Source organism: Serpentinicella alkaliphila, assembly GCF_018141405.1.
Classification (GTDB): Bacteria; Bacillota; Clostridia; order Peptostreptococcales; family Natronincolaceae; genus Serpentinicella; species Serpentinicella alkaliphila.
In genome coordinates this window covers 1,321,304-1,339,126 of the sequence record NZ_CP058648.1, presented here as the reverse complement: position 1 = coordinate 1,339,126, position 17,823 = coordinate 1,321,304, and the positions used below count along the sequence as shown (strand labels likewise).

Below are 17,823 nucleotides of genomic sequence, written 5' to 3'. Positions count from 1 at the left end.
AGCTTAACACAATAATAGAAACGGGTATTTAAATTACATTCATTTTGTCATTCTACTACTATCACTTTTGGAACATAAAAAATCTCCTCTCTGACTGCATTATTTCTAATTATTGTCAGAAAGAAGACCTTTTTTAACTATACACATTACCGTTTAACTATTATTAATAATTTAAACTAGTTATTTATGAACATTTGAGTCCAATATGGTCCTCTTGTACCAGCTGCATAACCTACTCCAATTTCAGTGAAGTTAGGGTTTAATATATTTCTTCTGTGACCAGGTGAGTTCATCCAACCATTCATTACATCTACAGCACTTCGCTGTCCCATTGCAATATTTTCTCCAACAGCAGTATATCTTATTCCAAAGCTTTTAATCATATCAAATGGTGATCCGTAGGTTGGTGAAGTGTGAGAGAAGTATCCTCGATCCCTCATATCATTTGACTTGTATCTGGCTACCCTGGATAATTCCCAGTTTTCTTTAAGTGGCTTCAATCCATTTTTCGATCTTTCAATATTTACTAATCTAACTACCTCAAGTTCAAAGGCTCTATCTGGGGCTTGACTAGGTATTGTTATTCTCATACCTGGATAGATAAGGTCAGGGTTTTGTAACTGCGTATTTATATTAACTAATTCCGATACCCCTACTTGATACTTTTGAGCAATTTTCCAAAGAGTGTCTCCTGACACAACTGTATGGGATTGAGTACTAGCCTCAACACTTAATGGATTTGATCCTAATAAAAGGACTAATGCAAGCATAAAAATAATTAATATTTTTTTCATATTCATTCCTCCTTCTAAATAAAGTATACCTTACTAAACATCAGAGATAACCCCTCAATGATTGTTAGTCTGACAAAAAATATCCAGTAATGTTAATAATATAACTATAAAGAAGTAGGTTTTTCTAGTTAATCTTTTGTTGTCCATTAATCATAGTAACTCACTTATGCTATTACATTTATTTACTACACATAATCGTCTTTTAATTTAGAAATAATTTTTACACTAAAAAATTGCCATCATATTATATGATGACAATTCTTTTAAGTTTTTAGATTGGTCTGACTCTTTTACTTTTATTTTAAATTCAATCGTTGTGTATAGCACCTATCTCTTCTTCAATACTACTTGAATCTGATTCATGCTTTTGCATCTTATTAGTATTCATTTCGTCTAGTAAGTTCTGAAGTTTAGTAGACAATTCTTCATTCTCTTTATGTAATGTTTTTATTTTACTTTTTAATTTTATATGCTTTATTAAACCCAAAGAGGTTACTATTATGGCCCCCAGTGCTGCTGAAATAAATATTATCAGTGCTTGTGATGCTTCAAATTTATAAAAAATCAAATTTATTACAACAGGATTTGCATTTGTCAATGCAAATATAGTGACTATAATAGCAAAGACAAGACTAATTATAAACATAAACTGAATTTTTTGCATACAAATCTCCACCTAACATAAAGTAGTTTTTACTTACTCTTTATTGCATAAATACATATATTATATCTTTAATTGTATATTTCTACCATTATGCTTGTCAATAAATTTTATACAATATTAGATAGGTTATAGTATCTGACTTTCACTTTTAGTAAAAGAGATAGAATAGGGCTCTAGGCCCTATTCTTATACAATATTTACTTTATACTCTTTAAGCCATATATTTATTTTAATTAAGTATGCAATAAGTTGTGGGCCTGCTATTAATTGACCGTACCAGGGTTTGCCAAAGGATTTGCCGCCAGTTTCAACAATTTCTTTAACCTTTTCTAAATATAGGTGATGTTTTATCAGCTAATACTTCCCTCATCCATCTTTGAACACCTTCTGTATATATAGGGTTATATGTTTTAGGACAGGGGCTCTTCTTCCTTTTTATTATTTCCTCTGGCAATATATCCTTTAAAGCTTTTCTTACAATTCCTTTTTCTTGGCCATTAAAGTATTTCATCTCCCAAGGTATATTCCATGCATATTCTACTAGTTCATGGTCTGCAAATGGAACTCTTACTTCTAGACTGTTAGCCATACTCATTCTATCTTTTCTATTAAGCAGTGTTATCATAAACCACTTCATGTTTAAATAAAACATCTCTCTTCTCCTATGCTGTTTAAAGCTTTCACCTTCAAGCTTAGGAACTTCTCTCAAAGTCTGTTCATATTTTTCAGTTACATAATCTAAAATAGGTATATTATTAAATTGGGTTGACAGTATTGATTGTCTCTCAACGGTAGATTGTGACCAAGGGAATGTGTAACTCATTAGGTATTCCTCATTTTGAAACCAGGGATATCCACCAAATATTTCATCAGCACATTCACCTGATAGTGATACATCCATGGGGTTATTATGTAATCGTATCTTGTAATGTGTATTCCGATATGCAATAACTAACAAACCCACAAAAGTGGACTTGTAAATGTCAGACCACATACTTACAAGGAGAAAACCACTCCAATGATTGTCTAGGGCCTTCAATACTATGATAGAAATTGCCCAAGATTTAAAATTATTAATTAAAAATCAGATTAAATGAATACTTAGCTTTTTAAATTGAATTAATTTATAGCTTGGAGAATAATTCTCTGCAAAACCTTTAAAATAATAGTAAATTATAGTATTTGAATGGAGGATTATTTATGCAGTTAGTTTCAGGATCTATGTTATGGTCAAATATTAATAAAGTTCCTTGTATGTATCCTTACTTGAAGGAAGATATAAATTGTGAGGTTTTAGTATTAGGTGGAGGAATCACTGGTGCAATAACGGCTTATTACTTTACAGAAGCGGGTATTAACACTACTTTGGTAGAAAAAAATATAATAGGATATAGTAGTACTAGAGCATCCACCGCTATTTTACAATATGAAATTGATATAGACCTAGTTGGTTTATCTGCCATGATTGGAGAAAGTGAAGCCGTTAAAGCTTTTAAGATTACTGAAAAAGGATTAGATGATATGCAAAATATCATAAATAATCTAGAAGATAATTGTGATTTTACATTAAAAGAGTGTTTATATTATACTGATAATCCATCGGATGTTAATTATCTAAATAAGGAATTTAAATTTAGGAAGGAAAATGGATTCAAAGTTGAGTTTCTAGATAAAAAGCAAGCAAAAGAACTTTTTTCATTTCCCATTGAAGGTGGGATATTCTCTAAAAGTGGAGGGGGCTATATAGACCCCTATAGACTTACCCATGCCCTTATATCTAAATCAATATATAGAGGCCTTAATGCTTATGAGAATACAGAAATAACAAGTATATATCCAAATAATGATTATGTAATTTTGGAGACTAGTAACAATTTTGTTATAAAAGCAAAAAAAGTTATTATTGCAACTGGATATGACGCAAGAGAATATTTTGATAAAAAAGTGGTTGATCTGTATAGAACCTTTACTATTGTCACTAAGCCTGTTAAAGACTTTACTGGTTGGCATAACACATGCCTAATAAGAGACAATAAAAATCCCTATACATACTTGAGAATTACGGGAGACAATAGAATTATTATTGGTGGAGAAGATGAGAAAATAGGAAAGGAAAATAGTAAAATGTCAAATTTAATTAAAAAAGATCCTCTATGCCAAATGAAATATGACATTTTAGAAAATAAACTAAGAACATGTTTTCCAAATATTAAAGATATTGAAATTGAATATAAATTTAATGGAATATTTGGAATTACAAAAGATGGACTACCAAATATTGGAGAATATAATTTAATGCCAAACTGTTACTTTTCTTTAAACTATGGTTCCAATGGAATATTATATTCAATTATCGGTGGACAACTTCTAAGAGATTTGTATTTAGGAAATAGAAGAGAGGAGTTAAATTTGTTTAGATTGGATCGATAAAACAAACCCTATATAGGTGGACAACATCTATAGAATCCACTTCGTCTTCCCTAAAGGAAGGATGTTTTATACATAAATATAATTTTCTATTTATTACTTATCAGATTTCATCTTCAAAAAGAATAGATTTATTTATAGGGTTAGACTTTTAAATTTAGAACAGATTAAAATAACAGCGTTTGGCTGCTTTTTCTCAGATGCTTTTGCGTGTTCTTTAATATATGGTGTTAGTGGCACAACTTCAACCATTAACATAGCTAATGTCTCTGGAGCTGTTTCATGTGAACCAATTAGGTGTCTAAGATTTTGATTGTGACTCTTTATCTTAGATTCCAAACTTATTACAACTCTACAAAACTAATTACTCATTCTATATTTAGTACTTTTAAAGAGATCATGGACAATTTTTATAGAATAAGCAAAATAGGGACTCTAAGCCCCCATAATATTAAACAATATTTACTTTATACTCTTTTAACCAAATGTTAATCTGTATTAAATACGCTATTAACTGTGGACCCGTCATTAATTGACCATACCATGGTTTTCCAAATGATTTACCAGCACTATCTACAATATCCGTTACTTTCTGTATGTCAATCAGCTGTAGAATAGGTGAACCTTTGTCTGCTAATATCTCTCTCATCCACTTTTGTACCCCCTCAGTATATATAGGATTGTGGGTTTTGGGATAAGGGCTCTTCTTTCTCTTTACAACCTTCTCTGGCAGTATACCTTCTAAGGCCTTTCTAAGAATTCCTTTTTCCTGACCATTAAAATATTTCATCTCCCAAGGTATATTCCATGCATACTCAACTAAATCATGATCAGCGAATGGGACTCTCACTTCTAAGCTGTTAGCCATACTCATCCTATCTTTTCTATTAAGTAAAGTTATCATGAACCATTTCATATTTAAATAAAACATTTCTCTACGTCTATTTTGTTCAAAGCTCTCACCATCAAGTCTAGGAACTTCTCTTAAGGTCTGCTCATACTTCTCAGTAACATAGTCTAGTACAGGTATTTTACTGAATTCCTTAGACAATATAGATTGCCTTTCAACAGTTGATTGGGACCATGGGAATGTATAACTCATTAAATACTCAGGTTTTTTAAACCAAGGATACCCGCCAAAAATCTCATCAGCACACTCTCCTGAAAGGGCTACTGTTGCATTTTTACGTACTTCCTTGCAGAATAGATATAATGAGGAATCTACATCAGCCATACCAGGTAAATCACTGGATTTAACCGAGTCCTCTAAGGCTTTAACTAAATCCTCCATATTAAGAACAATGTTACGATGATTTGATCCTACTGCGTCATTCATTAATTTTATATAAGAGCGGTCATCGTTGGGCTGGAACTCACTGGGTTTAAAATATCTCTCATTATCAACATAATCAACAGAGTACGTGTCTAATACCCCTTTCCCATCTCTCTTTAGTTTATTAGCTACTATTGCTGTTATGGCACTTGAATCTAATCCACCGGATAGAAATGTACAAACTGGTACATCGGACACTAACTGTCTTTCTATTGCATTTACTAAAATTTCTCTCAATCTATCAGTTGTTTGGGCAAAGTTTTCCTTATGTTCTTTACTTTCCAATTGCCAATACCTTTGAATTTTCATGCCTTGTTTGTCATATATTAACCAATACCCTGGTTCAACTTCTTTTATATCTTTAAATACACCATTTCCTGGAGTTCTTGCTGGACCTAATCCGAAGACTTCTAATAACCCTTCCTCGTCTACATTTGTCTCTATATCCGGATGTGTCAATAATGCTTTAATTTCTGAAGCAAAAATAAAATCATTTCCCTTTTTAATATAAAAGAGAGGTTTTACCCCTAATCTGTCTCTTGCCATAAATAATCTTCTTCTTTTTTCATCCCAAATAGCAAAGGCATAGATACCATTTAAATGGTCTACACAATCAATACCCCACTCCATATACGACGTCAATAGTACCTCTGTATCAGAATAGGACTTAAATGAATGGCCTCTAATAATTAGTTTTTCCCTAATATCTTCTGTATTGTATAGCTCACCATTATATATTATAGTATAAGCACTCTCACCTAAATACCTTGTCATTGGCTGTAGTCCTCCTTCTGGGTCGACTACAACCAGTCTTCTATGGCCAAATAAAATATTGTTATTTGTAAAATATCCAAAGCTATCTGGCCCCCTTTTAATTAGTGTATTAGTCATATTTTCAATTATTAGTTTTTTGCTACCTATATTATCTTCTAAGTTTACCCATCCTACTATCCCGCACATACTACCTCTCCTCTCTCCTAGTACCTCACTTATATCAAAATATGTAATTTACCTAAAAAAAATGTTTGTCTATTAGAAAAATAGGAACAAAAAAACCTACTACTAGTTTAAATTAAGTAATAGGTTGAATTATATCTATATTATTTGATATATAGTTCGTTAATTTAGTTTGCTATCTTTGGCTTAAATTCGTTACATATGTTAATCCATAAATATTATTCCTAAAGCCTCATATGTTTTCAAATCAATAAAAACACTCTTCGGTAGCCCATTATCTTTTTGGAATGCATACAAAGACATTTCCATCAACGGACCATACTTTCCATCTAAATAGTCAGTATCATAATACCCTAAAGCTCTCATCCTTTTCTGAACTTCCATTACATCTGATCCAAAATCCCCTGGTTTTATTGTTCTTATACCATAGCCAAAAGGGCCCATATAACCTCTAATAATTGCTACTGGTGTACCATGCTTAACGTATTTATATAAATCCTCCACATCTTTGTTCCTCATTCTAATGCAGCCTGCGGATGCATTATGACCTATACTTGTTGGCTTATTAGTACCATGGATTCCAAACTGTCCCCAGGGCACATTAAGACCCATCCATCTAGTACCAAACCCCCCACCCATACCATTTTTATTGACTACTTTCCATGATCCGATAGGTGTTGGAGTTTCAGGTTTACCAGTTGCAACTGTATAGCTTTTTAATAATACATTTCCATCTAATAGATACAGTCTGTTTTCAGAGATGTCAATTAGTATTTTTATATTCTCATATTCAGGATTATCCTTGATCATTTTGACTTCCCATTGGTTATATTCAACATATTCTCCTAAAAGTTCACCTTCAAGTATATTATTTCTACTGAATGTTAGTTTAGTAACATGTTGTAGTCCAAAAGAAATAAATAATCCTATATGAAATAAAATTAAGAGTATCTTAAAAAACCTACCCATCCTACTCCTCCAACAAAAAATATTTTAAAAGATTTAAAACTATCCTTTATAATCTTCCTATAATATTTATGATATATATCAACAAATTATAATACTAATATAAAAAAAGACCAACCAAAATGATTATTTATCAAATTAGATTGGTCTATACTGTTAAATATCATTACTCTTGCTAAAAAAGTCGTTAATTATTGTATTAATACGTTCAACTTCTTCTTCTGTAACAATTTCATACCAGCCATTATTAATATAGTGTCCTCCACCAATTATTGAATGAGTCTCTAGACTTTCTGGCCTAAAAGTTATAAATATTCTTATTAATTGCTCTAATTCTTTAGGTGTTAATGATGTTTCAACATTATCACTTAATATGTTCATCATATTTAATATACGAGGTATGGAACGTATAGAAGTTATTTTATTAGATAGAGCTTTTAACGCCTCTTGTTGTCTTTCCATACGGGCATAGTCACTATCATGTCTTCCATCATTACTTTTTCTAAACCTTACAAAATCTAGAGCATTTTTACCATCTAAAATTTGTTCACCAGGTTCAAGCCTTACCCTTGTTCCATCATATGGGTCACTGTAAACCATTCTTCGAGGTACATTTACATCAATACCCCCTACTAAGTCGATTAAGTCAATAAATCCCTGAAAATTAATTGATGTATAAGCATGCACATCAACATCTAGCCAATTTTCAATTGTGCTAATCATTAATTTAGGCCCACCTCTAGGGTACGTAGAGTTAATTTTGTCCGTCCTATAACCAGGAATCTCTACATAAGCATCTCTAGGAATTGATATAAGAGTTATTTTTACTTCTTGAGGATCTACTAATGCTAACATCATTGTGTCAGAATGGCCCGGGTCGTTTAAATGCTTTCTAGCACTAATGCCATAGGTTAACATTGCAAAAGGCTCTATTACATCCTTCTTTTGATCTTCTATCTGCCCATTTTCCTCTTCCATAACAGAAATGTTTTTTAACATGCTCTTATAATTTCTATATAAATTGTAACTTCCACCTAATACTAAAAGCATTACGACACCTAGTACAACACTAGTCCATAATTTCCACCTTTTCATTTTAGTTGTCCCCTCTTTTCTTTTGTTTCCAATAGGAAGTATATTTTATGTAAACAACTATGTCAATGTCTAAAATCTGTATATTCCTATATACTTGTCATATTTTTACCATTCCATATTCTTATTACTTCCCTTATAGATCTATCCATTTCCTTTGAAAAATCAGCATTTGTTTTAAACGAGTAATGCATTTGAGCATAATTTTTTGCATTATATTTATTTGTATCAACAAATTTATTATCTAAATGCTTAAACATATCTTTAATATCTTCTTCTGCAACTCTCTGATACTTTTCATTAAAGACAATATATTTTTTATTAAACCTTTCTCTTGGTGGCAGGCTGTATCCCTCTGGGTAATACCCTAGACAAAGCATTCCTACAGGAAAAGCAAACTCGGGCAAATCGAATATATCCCTATGTTTTTCATAATGCTCCATTATATCTCCTATATAACATGAGCCAATCCCTATAGACTCTGCTGCAATAACTGCATTTTGAGCAGCAATTAATGCATCTTCAGTAGCTAAGAACAAGCTAGCTTCTGATGGTCTAGTAAACTCCCTACCATTTTCAACGCAAAATTCTTCGACCTTATTTAATACATAATAGTCCATCCATTTTTGATAATCTGCAATAAATAAAAGAACAACCGGAGCCTTTGCTATAAATGGCTGTTCATCACATGTATGACTTAGTATTTCCTTTGTTTTGTTATCCCTAATAATAATTATAGAGTATGGCATCATGTTTCCTGCTGTAGGAGCTCTCATAGCACTTTCAATAATTATATCAAGATGTTCATCTGTTATAGTTTTATCTGCATAGTTCCTAAGAGACGTCCTTTTTCCTATAATATCTATTATATTGTTCAAACTACTTCCTCCTAATTAATCTTTACTTGACCTTTGATGTAAGATACTGTATCTTCCTTCCTCTTACCTCTCTCATTGAACAAATGTCTCCATGACCAGGATAAATTATTATATTATCAGGCCACTTAGAAACTTTATTTGTAATTGTTTTCTTTAAAACCTCCTCACTACCACCTATAAGATCTGTTCTACCTAAATCATCACTAAAGATTGTATCACCGGTGAAAATAATATTCTTATTCTTAACTCTTAAACATATTCCCCCAGGAGTATGCCCTGGTGTATGTATTACCTCTAAATCTATTTCTCCTACCCTTATTACATTTCCGTCTGATAATAGCTTATCCCCGGTTACCTCTATTACTTTTTTCTTGCCAATAATAGATCCATTAATTTGTGAATCATTTAAACCCTCAACTTCTTTTTTATGACAATAAATTTGACTGCCATATTTCCTTTGAAGTTCCTCTACAGCTCCTATATGATCATAATGATAGTGTGTTAGAATTATACTATTTAGTATTAGATTTTTACTATCTATAAACTTAGCTAATCTTTTAGCCTCATCTCCAGGGTCTATTATACATGCCTCTAAAGTTTTCTCATCATATACGATGTAACAGTTGGTTTCATACATCCCTACTATAAATGTTTCAATTAACATGGTGATCTCCTATACCTTTTAATAATTTTATCCATATGGTTAGTATAATTATTTACATAGGATTTAGCAAATCTTTATTATAAGATAAAGAAACTATTAAGTTTTCACCCCTTATCTTCCTAGTATGTATTTTTCTATTACTTTAAATAAATAACTTACGGTATATATAGAAACCGTGTATTTTATTAGAAAATAAAATACACTTCTTTATACCCCATAGCATATCTCTAAATAATATCCCTCATATAACACCACCTGTACTAACACCTATTAGGGATATAATAAATTCTTTTGTATCTTTTTTCATATGAAACACATCATTTTTTCTGCCATGATTGTGGATATTATCAACGATTAATACAAGTATAGTTGTACATATTTAGGTAATTAATTATAGGTACAAGAAATATATTAAAGCAATTAATAATCGAATTATTTTAATTCTATTCTTTATTCTTATTAGGATGTCTTTAAAACTTACAAGTTTGTATCATTAGTACGTCGAAATTTTGAAAAAATATAGAAATATGTTATAGTAGTATAGTAAAAAAATAATCAAATATGGAAAGGTATATATATGCTGAGAATAAATATTTTTAATCCAATAGAGAAAAGATTTGATAAAAAAAGTATAATCTCAATTTTAGCTTTATTTTTTCTATCATTAATTCTTACTTTTAGTATTGAGTTTGTTCATAGGCTAAATATTGTTGATATTTCACTTATTGCAACTTTAAGTGAAACTTTTGAGTGGGCAGCAACAAATAATATTCATTTTTTATTTAATTTTTTTATTGTTTTCTCAATTATGAGTCTTTTTTCCTCATTAATTGGATGTGTATATGTTGGGTTTTCTCTCAGTGGGATGCTCCTTATATTTTTAACAATTGTAAATAATTATAAAATTTTGTTTAGAGGAGACCCTTTATTCCCTTGGGACCTAATGCTTAAAAATGAAAGTTCAAATATGCTACAGTATGTTACAAATAGGTCTGATATTATTAGATTAGTTATTATATTTGGATCTTTAATCGTATTTGCCCTTTTAAGATTTATCCTCCCTAAGCTTTCTTTTAAGATAAAATATAGAGCCGCTCTTTTCCTATTAGCAACATTGCTTATTTACTCCTTTGTGCTTAAGCATAGTTTTTTAGGAATTAGAATTTACAGGCTGAATCACATAGCCAACAGAAAGTGGGAACAGGAACAAAGCTATTTGGAAAATGGATTCGTACTAGCATTCTCTCTAAATGTAAAGGATTCAATTATTAGTGCACATAGAAATTACAATAAAGAATATATTAAAAAAATTGCAGATAATGAAATAGTAAATTTTGATATTCCAGTAAATAAAACATTAAAAGAACAACCAAATCTTATAATTATAATGAATGAAGCATTTTGGGACCCAACAGTTTTAGAAAATGTCAAGTTTAGTAAAGATCCGATACCATTTTTTAGACAACTTCATCAAGAGTCCACCTCTGGTTGGTTAAAGTCACCTGAATTTGGTGGTGGTACTTCTAATATTGAATTTGAAGTAATGACAGGTAATTCTATGTTGTTTCTTCCATCGGGAGCTATGGCTTTTCAGCAATATTTAGGACAACCAGTAATGTCTTTAGCAAGTATATTAAGAAATGAAGGCTATAAAAGTATTGGTATTCACTCATACTACGGTTGGTTTTGGAATAGAATAGAGTCCTATAAAAACCTAGGATTTGATAAATTTATTAGTTTAGAATATTTCACAGATTTAAAATACCAAGGATGGCATATTTCTGATGAAATTGTAACAGATATGATTATAGACAAATTAGAAGAAAATGAAGATCCCCTATTCATTTATGCAGTTACTATGCAAAACCATGGTCCATATAATAGTGAACGCTATGATAGAAATACTATCCAAGTTGAAGGTGAATTATCAGATGAGTCTAAACTTATATTAGAAACTTTCACCCAGGGCTTAGTTGACGCTGATAAATCTTTAGAAAAATTAATTAATCATTTAGAAATCTCTGAAGAGCCAACTATTGTAGTATTCTATGGAGATCATTTGCCAATGCTAGGACAAAAATATTCAGTTTACACAGAATCAGGTTATGTAGAACATAGCGATGCATCTACATGGTCTTATGAGGAAGCTCTTAAAATGAGAGAGGTACCCGTAGTTATATGGTCAAACTACAACAGAACTAGAGAAGATATCGGTACTATTAATACCTCATTCCTTGGACCCTATTTATTGAAGTATATGAATAAAGATATGCCTGAGTACTTTAAATATCTGTTAAGACTCTCTAGCACAACTCCAGTTTTAGATAGGAATTATGCTAAAACACCTTCCGGTGATGTAATCGGGTCCGAGAATGAATTATTTATAAGAAACCTTCACAATTATGAGATACTTCAATATGACCAGCTATTTGGTAAGAATTATTTGGATAAAGAGAATGAAGATAGATGGATTCTTACTTATAATCCTGATTATAATAAAGATATAAATGATATAAAAATTACAAATGTAGTTTTAGAAAGAAATAGGGTAATTATTAAAGGGGATAAATTTGTTCCTAGTGTTTATATCACTGTTAATGGAAGGAATACTACGTTTAAATATAAAAACCCTAATACTCTTGAACTAAATCTACAAGAACTTAATCTTAATACTAATGGTGAAAATAAAATTCAAGTTGGCCTTATGAACAGCAAGGGTATTATTCTAACAAAATCAAATGAATATATAATTAATTAAATGCAATAACGAGCCACTTATCATTCAAGGGCTCGTTATTTATTATTATTAGTATTCATTAAGCAATGATATCGGAACTATGATTAAACCTAATGACTCTATTTCAGGTATCATCTCTTGTATGGCTTTAGCAGTAACCTTTCCACCTTCAGGACCTACATGACCTATACCGATAGCAATTTTGTTTTCCTCTGCTACCAATTCTAATTTCTTTATTTGTTTTTTTATATTATATATATCTTTGCTATTATCCAGAAACACATCTCTTTCATAAACTTTAACACCATATTCTTCAGCAATTTCACGTATAACTGATTTTTGACTGGTTTTACTATCTACAATAAACATATCCTTTTCTTTTAAAACTTCCATAATAGCCTGTATTACACGCTTATCCTCCGTAGCCTTTGAACCCATATGATTATTAACTCCAACAGCATAAGGAACATCTTCAATAGCCTCTCTTATTATATGCTTAATTTCATCTGTTGAGAGCAGAGTAGTAATTGCCTTTGCCCCTAACCATTCAGGATTACCTTTGTGTGGCTCCATCGGTATATGTATTATTACCTCGTGTCCTAATTCATGAGCAAGTTCTGCCTCTTCTTTTGTGTAGGGCATAAAAGGCATAATTGCACAAGTTAATGGCCTCTTTATATTTCTTAACATTTCACTAGTTCCATCCCCATGATTCCCAAAATCATCGATAATTATTGAAATTCTGCCTTTAACATTGTACTCATTAAATAGTATTTCCTTTAAAGTATGATTTCTTTTCCAAGTTGCTAAAACATTATTACTATTTTCATATACTTTTAATGTCAATAAAATTAAAATTATTGCAATAAGGATAAATGCCAAAATTATTTTTCTCCTTTTAAATAAAAAAATAAATGATTTTCCTCTCATTTTACTCTCCTTTATTTATGTATAAAATATATATTAATAATTACTTAAATTTAGTGAATGAATAAAATTAGTTAAAATAGCAAAACCTAATTTTGAAACAAAATAAATAAATAGGAGGAAATGTTATGTCAGAAGAAAGAAATCCTAACAGAACCCAGGACTCCCCAAGCTGGGGTAAGTTAATTTTAAGGTTTTTTATTTCTGCTATCGTTATAGGTGTTGCTGCATTTATTACTCCAGGTTTTAGAATTGATGGATTATGGGGAGTATTTCTAGCTGCTTTAGCAATATCAGTTATTAATTATCTAATTGAAAGAGTTTTTAATTTTGATGCATCTCCTTTTGGTAGAGGGATAGCAGGTTTCGTCGTAGCTGCAATTGTAATTTACGTTAGTCAGTTCTTTATAGCTGCTATGAGTGTTACACTTTTAGGTGCAATTATAGGTGCCATTGTTATAGGTATTATAGATATGGTTATACCAGGAAAAACAATCTAGTCAGATTATATTTATCCACAGTTTTGCAAACTAATTATCCACATTTAATGTTAGCTGTATGTCAGAAAATCATATTTATTGTCAATACTTTGGTGTGTATTATAAATAATACTCCATGTTATCTACATTATCCACATTATTTATCCACATGCTAACTATGGGTTATCTTCAAAGTATTTTTGAATACCCACGTAAATAGCCCATGCAACTTTTTTCTGATATTGAGTTGAATTTAATAGTTTTTCTTCTTTTGGGTTGGATAGAAAACCGCATTCAATTAAAGCGGTAGGAATATCTAGCCCTTTTATTAAATATATTCCTTCTTTTGATAGTGCAACTCTACTATTATTATTATCGAGTATCTCAATTAATGATCCCTGTATCTTCTCCGCAAGTATTTTACCCGTTGGGTTATCTTTAGGATAAAAGGTCTGAGCGCCATAATATTGAGACTGAGGAAAACTATTTAAGTGTATAGTAATAAAGATATTAGCATTACTATTTTTAACAATCGCCTTTCTATTTCTTAAATCCTCGTTTTTTTTCTGTCTTAAGGTTCCACCTAGAGAATATAGCCCCTTATCACTTTTTCTTGTCATAATAACTATAGAGCCACTTTGTTCTAGATACTCCTTTAAATATTTAGCTATAGCTAAATTAACATCTTTTTCGAGAACACCCAAGTTTCTTCCAATAGCACCAGGATCTACTCCACCATGCCCTGCATCAATAACAATAACCTTTGTTGTGCCTGGTAATAGGGTTGCAACTGTTTTTTTATATACATAGTATTTTGCAACACATACTATAAGTGTTATGCATAGTATAATAGGCACAATGCTAATAACCCGCCTCTTCCTAATTACTATTAATTTCAAATAATCACCTACATTTTCTAGAAATAGCTATTACTATATATATGTTTTGTTTTTGTGTACTTTACTTTTATTTTTATTCTAGATAAATAATTATTTTAATTGAACTCGACATATTCTTTACATATACCATGAGTTTATAGGTTGAAAGAACAAAAAATCAGCTAAACACTTTGAAATTTTTAGGTCATAGCTGAATTTGTTTTTATTTTTTTATGTTGTGAGCTATTTCTTTCCTATAAGAACGAATTTGCTCGATTCTTATATTTCTGTAATTTAGAGAAACACCAAATAATTTTTCGATATCTCTATAAATTTCATCTTGTTTATTAAGTGAGTAGATTCCATTGGTAATAAATCTACACGTTGCATTTCTAAGAGACTCTTGTATTCGTTTAATAGAGTATTTGTTTATGAGTTTATTCTCTAGAATTCTCGAAATTAATAATGCTACGAAACAAATAAGAAAATGTCCTTCTATTCTATCCTCTCTTCGAACATAGACAGGACGACCTTATAAATCTGACTTTAAAACTTTAAAAGATTCTTCTATCTTCCAAAGACCTCTATACCTTTCAATTATTTCTTCATCAGGCATTTCAAGCTCACTGGTAACAAGAGCATAATACCCATCTAAGGCCACATCTCTTTCATACTTAGCAGCTTCAAACTCTAAGAGCGTTTTTTTATCTTCCACTTCACCTGTAAAAGTATCTATCTCTATTTCTTTTAAAAAATTTTTTACACCATAACGATTAGAAGCTTTATATTTCGAAGGATTTTCAAGATACTCTTGAATTTTTTCTTCTAATTTTTCTCTTTTGTGTTTTTCTCTAGCATCATAATCAGCAGCCCAGAAAGATACAACTTTTTCTTTGAGTGTAATTTCCTCACCATTTTCGTTATTAGTTTTTCTTTCCCTGAAGAAAGATTTAATCTTAAAAGTTTTAGTAGAGTTATAAACGTAGCCTTCATCTTTAAGAATTTCTTTTATAAATGTCTTAGAGCCAAGATCTTACCTTTTGTGAAACTATGTAACCATCATTGTTTTCTACAAGAAAAGCTAGGTTTTTACCACTATTTAGAGCTTTGTCTGCTGTTAGAATTACTCTCTCAAGAGCATATCTATTTTTCATATTCTTTAAGGCAGGAATAAGCATTGTACTATCATGGGTATTACCAGAAAAAAGATCATACCCAACAGGTAGGCCTGCTCTATCAATTGCTAGACTCATTTGTACGATTGGCGTTGTTCTTTTTTTTTAGAGATACCAACTTTTTTAAGATTATTTTCTAAGTCTGATTCAAAGTAATAGTTAGTTACATCAAAGAAAACAAGTGAAGTATCTCTACCGTGGATCTGTGAAACTTGCTCATGAAGATGTTGTTGTAGGTCTTCTTTAATATCCTTCATTAGAGAGAGAGACTCGTAAATAGAATTTATAGTTACTTTAAAAGATTCGAAATACTCATCTTTATTTTCAAATGTTGATTTTTTACTAGCAGGTTTCAGAATTCTTCCATATAGAAGCAATTGAAAAACTTCATTCAAGTCAAAAACATGCTTTCTTTTACGCATTTGTGATTTAAAAAACTGAGGTAAACTAAGCTCATTATAGAGTCTTTCAAGAAAAAAGTAGCCATAGTTCTTATCAATTTCCATATCATCGTTACTATCACTAAGGTACAATGTTAGATTTACTTGGTTTTTAGTTATCAATTTAGCAGAATCTTTTAGTTTTTGTAGAATATCGGATCATTAGCCTCTAATTCTTCAAGATTGCCATAGCATTTAATAATTCTTTGTTTAGATTTACCATTTTCGTCACGGTAGCCTTCAACAAGATATACTTTTTTATACTAAGCTTTAGGACTTTTAGTTACTCTAATAAACATAAAATCACCCTCTTTTATTACATCGCAGTACATCAAAGTGCACAACAATATTTTCCAAAATTCCCAACAAAAAAACACCTGAAATTCAAGTGTTTTGTCATTTTTTTAATTTATTAACCTATAAACTCAGCATATGCCTCTACTTTAAGCTATATTTCCCGGGAAAAATCACAACAAAAAAGAATGTCTGAATAAAATCACACAAACATTCTTAATATGAATTAGACCATCTATTTATTAAATCTAATCCTACTTTATACCCTAAACTGTAATCATTGTTTAATATATTAATATTTTTAGTCAACCTATTAGTTTTAAACTCATTAGTAGGATTAATTTCTAGAACTTTAACACCTTTTGGTGGATTTCTTATAAATTCAATTGACTGTTTATAGACATTAGCTCTATTTTTTAAGGCCCTTAGTAGACCAGGTTTCTTTCTAAAGCATATTTCATTTAGTAATCCATTTGAATTTGACATATTGTAATTAAAAGGTCTAGAACGAATAACTACAATTTTACTAGCACCCCAATTATATGCCTCTATTACTGGTATTGGGTCTGCTATCCCACCATCTACAACTTCCATGTTCAATATATTAATTTTATTTCTATAAAAGAGAGGTATAGCGCTAGACGCTTTTATAAGTTCCTCTAAATTTCCTTTATTAGGTTCTAAATATATTGCTTTTCCCTCAGATATTTCCGTTACTCCAACTAAATATTGACTTTTACTATTCACTATCCTATCTAAATCCAATCTTATTTCCTTTATAGTAATGTCCCAAAGCCAATCTAAATCAACTAAATGCCCACCTTTTAAAAATTTAAACCAGTTAATGAATTCTGGTCGGATTGAGTAATCAATATATATCCTATAATTTCTTTGATACATCGCTGCTAAATAAGCGGCTATATTAGTAGACCCAGCAGACACTCCTATACATAGGTCAAAAGGGTTAAATTTCTTCTCTAAAAAGGCATCTAGAACGCCTGTAGAGAATATTCCCCTCATAGCCCCACCTTCTACAACCAAAGCTTTTTTTTTTTTTATTTTCATCTATTTTGTAATCAATCCCCATTTATCTTCTCCCTCTTACTTTTTAATATATA

The 17,823-nt window shown here is 30.7% G+C and carries 18 protein-coding genes; 3 read left to right on the top strand and 15 right to left on the bottom strand.

From position 1 onward, the window contains the following. Positions 1-176: 176 nt before the first annotated feature. The 3 genes from safA to HZR23_RS06770 form a co-directional block, all read right to left on the bottom strand. Entirely contained in the window at positions 177-794 is a 618-nt protein-coding gene (gene safA / locus HZR23_RS06780) for a SafA/ExsA family spore coat assembly protein (RefSeq protein WP_330571475.1), read from the bottom strand. Between the two features lie 307 nt (positions 795-1,101). Beyond that, positions 1,102-1,458, bottom strand: a complete 357-nt coding sequence (locus HZR23_RS06775) for a LapA family protein (protein WP_132849185.1) — start codon at positions 1,456-1,458, stop codon at positions 1,102-1,104. Positions 1,459-1,777: 319 nt separating this feature from the next. Next, the gene (locus HZR23_RS06770; RefSeq protein WP_330615941.1) at positions 1,778-2,452 is read right to left on the bottom strand and encodes an asparagine synthase C-terminal domain-containing protein; all 675 of its coding nucleotides are present in this window, start codon (positions 2,450-2,452) and stop codon (positions 1,778-1,780) included. A 206-nt stretch (positions 2,453-2,658) separates the two neighbouring features. On the opposite strand from HZR23_RS06770, the gene HZR23_RS06765 reads away from it, so the two are divergent. After that, positions 2,659-3,888, top strand: a complete 1,230-nt coding sequence (locus HZR23_RS06765; RefSeq protein ID WP_132849184.1) for an NAD(P)/FAD-dependent oxidoreductase — start codon at positions 2,659-2,661, stop codon at positions 3,886-3,888. Positions 3,889-4,020: 132 nt separating this feature from the next. Here HZR23_RS06765 and HZR23_RS06760 read toward each other — a convergent pair whose 3' ends face one another. The 6 genes from HZR23_RS06760 to HZR23_RS06735 all read right to left on the bottom strand — a co-directional run bounded on the left by HZR23_RS06760 (position 4,021) and on the right by HZR23_RS06735 (position 9,775). Next, on the bottom strand, positions 4,021-4,224 hold the full coding sequence (locus tag HZR23_RS06760; protein ID WP_132849183.1) for a hypothetical protein: 204 nt from the start codon (positions 4,222-4,224) through the stop codon (positions 4,021-4,023). Between the two features lie 112 nt (positions 4,225-4,336). Continuing rightward, positions 4,337-6,178, bottom strand: coding sequence for an asparagine synthase (glutamine-hydrolyzing) (gene asnB, locus HZR23_RS06755; RefSeq protein ID WP_132849182.1), 1,842 nt, complete (start codon positions 6,176-6,178; stop codon positions 4,337-4,339). A gap of 201 nt (positions 6,179-6,379) precedes the next feature. Beyond that, positions 6,380-7,144, bottom strand: coding sequence for a L,D-transpeptidase family protein (locus HZR23_RS06750; RefSeq protein ID WP_132849181.1), 765 nt, complete (start codon positions 7,142-7,144; stop codon positions 6,380-6,382). Positions 7,145-7,297: 153 nt separating this feature from the next. Next, positions 7,298-8,236 carry an LCP family protein gene (locus tag HZR23_RS06745; RefSeq protein WP_132849180.1) on the bottom strand — a complete coding sequence of 313 codons (939 nt, stop codon included), beginning with the start codon at positions 8,234-8,236 and terminating at the stop codon, positions 7,298-7,300. Positions 8,237-8,322: 86 nt separating this feature from the next. Beyond that, entirely contained in the window at positions 8,323-9,111 is a 789-nt protein-coding gene (locus HZR23_RS06740) for a nitroreductase family protein (protein WP_132849179.1), read from the bottom strand. A 22-nt stretch (positions 9,112-9,133) separates the two neighbouring features. Beyond that, positions 9,134-9,775, bottom strand: coding sequence for an MBL fold metallo-hydrolase (locus HZR23_RS06735; protein WP_132849178.1), 642 nt, complete (start codon positions 9,773-9,775; stop codon positions 9,134-9,136). Positions 9,776-10,352: 577 nt separating this feature from the next. On the opposite strand from HZR23_RS06735, the gene HZR23_RS06730 reads away from it, so the two are divergent. Then, positions 10,353-12,533 carry an LTA synthase family protein gene (locus tag HZR23_RS06730; protein WP_132849177.1) on the top strand — a complete coding sequence of 727 codons (2,181 nt, stop codon included), beginning with the start codon at positions 10,353-10,355 and terminating at the stop codon, positions 12,531-12,533. A gap of 48 nt (positions 12,534-12,581) precedes the next feature. Here HZR23_RS06730 and HZR23_RS06725 read toward each other — a convergent pair whose 3' ends face one another. Next, entirely contained in the window at positions 12,582-13,442 is an 861-nt protein-coding gene (locus tag HZR23_RS06725; RefSeq protein WP_132849176.1) for a divergent polysaccharide deacetylase family protein, read from the bottom strand. A gap of 125 nt (positions 13,443-13,567) precedes the next feature. On the opposite strand from HZR23_RS06725, the gene HZR23_RS06720 reads away from it, so the two are divergent. Further along, positions 13,568-13,939 (top strand): phage holin family protein, encoded by a 372-nt coding sequence (locus tag HZR23_RS06720; RefSeq protein WP_132849175.1) that lies wholly within the window; start codon positions 13,568-13,570, stop codon positions 13,937-13,939. 155 nt (positions 13,940-14,094) lie between these two features. On the opposite strand, the gene cwlD is transcribed toward HZR23_RS06720, so the two are convergent. The 5 genes from cwlD to HZR23_RS06695 form a co-directional block, all read right to left on the bottom strand. Beyond that, the gene (gene cwlD / locus HZR23_RS06715) at positions 14,095-14,817 is read right to left on the bottom strand and encodes an N-acetylmuramoyl-L-alanine amidase CwlD (RefSeq protein ID WP_132849174.1); all 723 of its coding nucleotides are present in this window, start codon (positions 14,815-14,817) and stop codon (positions 14,095-14,097) included. 511 nt (positions 14,818-15,328) lie between these two features. Further along, entirely contained in the window at positions 15,329-15,511 is a 183-nt protein-coding gene (locus tag HZR23_RS06710; RefSeq protein ID WP_213050342.1) for a transposase, read from the bottom strand. A 304-nt stretch (positions 15,512-15,815) separates the two neighbouring features. After that, a complete protein-coding gene (locus HZR23_RS06705) occupies positions 15,816-16,049 on the bottom strand; it encodes a transposase (protein ID WP_213050341.1) in 234 nt (77 codons plus the stop codon). Next, entirely contained in the window at positions 16,046-16,534 is a 489-nt protein-coding gene (locus HZR23_RS06700; RefSeq protein ID WP_213050340.1) for a hypothetical protein, read from the bottom strand. The genes HZR23_RS06705 and HZR23_RS06700 overlap by 4 nt, the downstream gene beginning before the upstream one ends. Before the next feature lie 387 nt (positions 16,535-16,921). Then, a complete protein-coding gene (locus HZR23_RS06695) occupies positions 16,922-17,770 on the bottom strand; it encodes a patatin-like phospholipase family protein (RefSeq protein ID WP_132848831.1) in 849 nt (282 codons plus the stop codon). Between the last annotated feature and the right edge of the window lie 53 nt (positions 17,771-17,823).

Coding starts and splice junctions, on each gene's coding strand:
- HZR23_RS06695 (WP_132848831.1), bottom strand. CDS start 17,770: ATGAAAATAAAAAAAAAAAAAGCTTTGGTTGTAGAAGGTGGGGCTATG.
- HZR23_RS06730 (WP_132849177.1), top strand. CDS start 10,353: ATGCTGAGAATAAATATTTTTAATCCAATAGAGAAAAGATTTGATAAA.
- asnB (WP_132849182.1), bottom strand. CDS start 6,178: ATGTGCGGGATAGTAGGATGGGTAAACTTAGAAGATAATATAGGTAGC.
- HZR23_RS06720 (WP_132849175.1), top strand. CDS start 13,568: ATGTCAGAAGAAAGAAATCCTAACAGAACCCAGGACTCCCCAAGCTGG.
- HZR23_RS06735 (WP_132849178.1), bottom strand. CDS start 9,775: ATGTTAATTGAAACATTTATAGTAGGGATGTATGAAACCAACTGTTAC.
- HZR23_RS06775 (WP_132849185.1), bottom strand. CDS start 1,458: ATGCAAAAAATTCAGTTTATGTTTATAATTAGTCTTGTCTTTGCTATT.
- HZR23_RS06750 (WP_132849181.1), bottom strand. CDS start 7,144: ATGGGTAGGTTTTTTAAGATACTCTTAATTTTATTTCATATAGGATTA.
- HZR23_RS06770 (WP_330615941.1), bottom strand. CDS start 2,452: ATGTGGTCTGACATTTACAAGTCCACTTTTGTGGGTTTGTTAGTTATT.
- HZR23_RS06745 (WP_132849180.1), bottom strand. CDS start 8,236: ATGAAAAGGTGGAAATTATGGACTAGTGTTGTACTAGGTGTCGTAATG.
- HZR23_RS06765 (WP_132849184.1), top strand. CDS start 2,659: ATGCAGTTAGTTTCAGGATCTATGTTATGGTCAAATATTAATAAAGTT.
- safA (WP_330571475.1), bottom strand. CDS start 794: ATGAAAAAAATATTAATTATTTTTATGCTTGCATTAGTCCTTTTATTA.
- HZR23_RS06725 (WP_132849176.1), bottom strand. CDS start 13,442: ATGAGAGGAAAATCATTTATTTTTTTATTTAAAAGGAGAAAAATAATT.
- HZR23_RS06705 (WP_213050341.1), bottom strand. CDS start 16,049: ATGAGTCTAGCAATTGATAGAGCAGGCCTACCTGTTGGGTATGATCTT.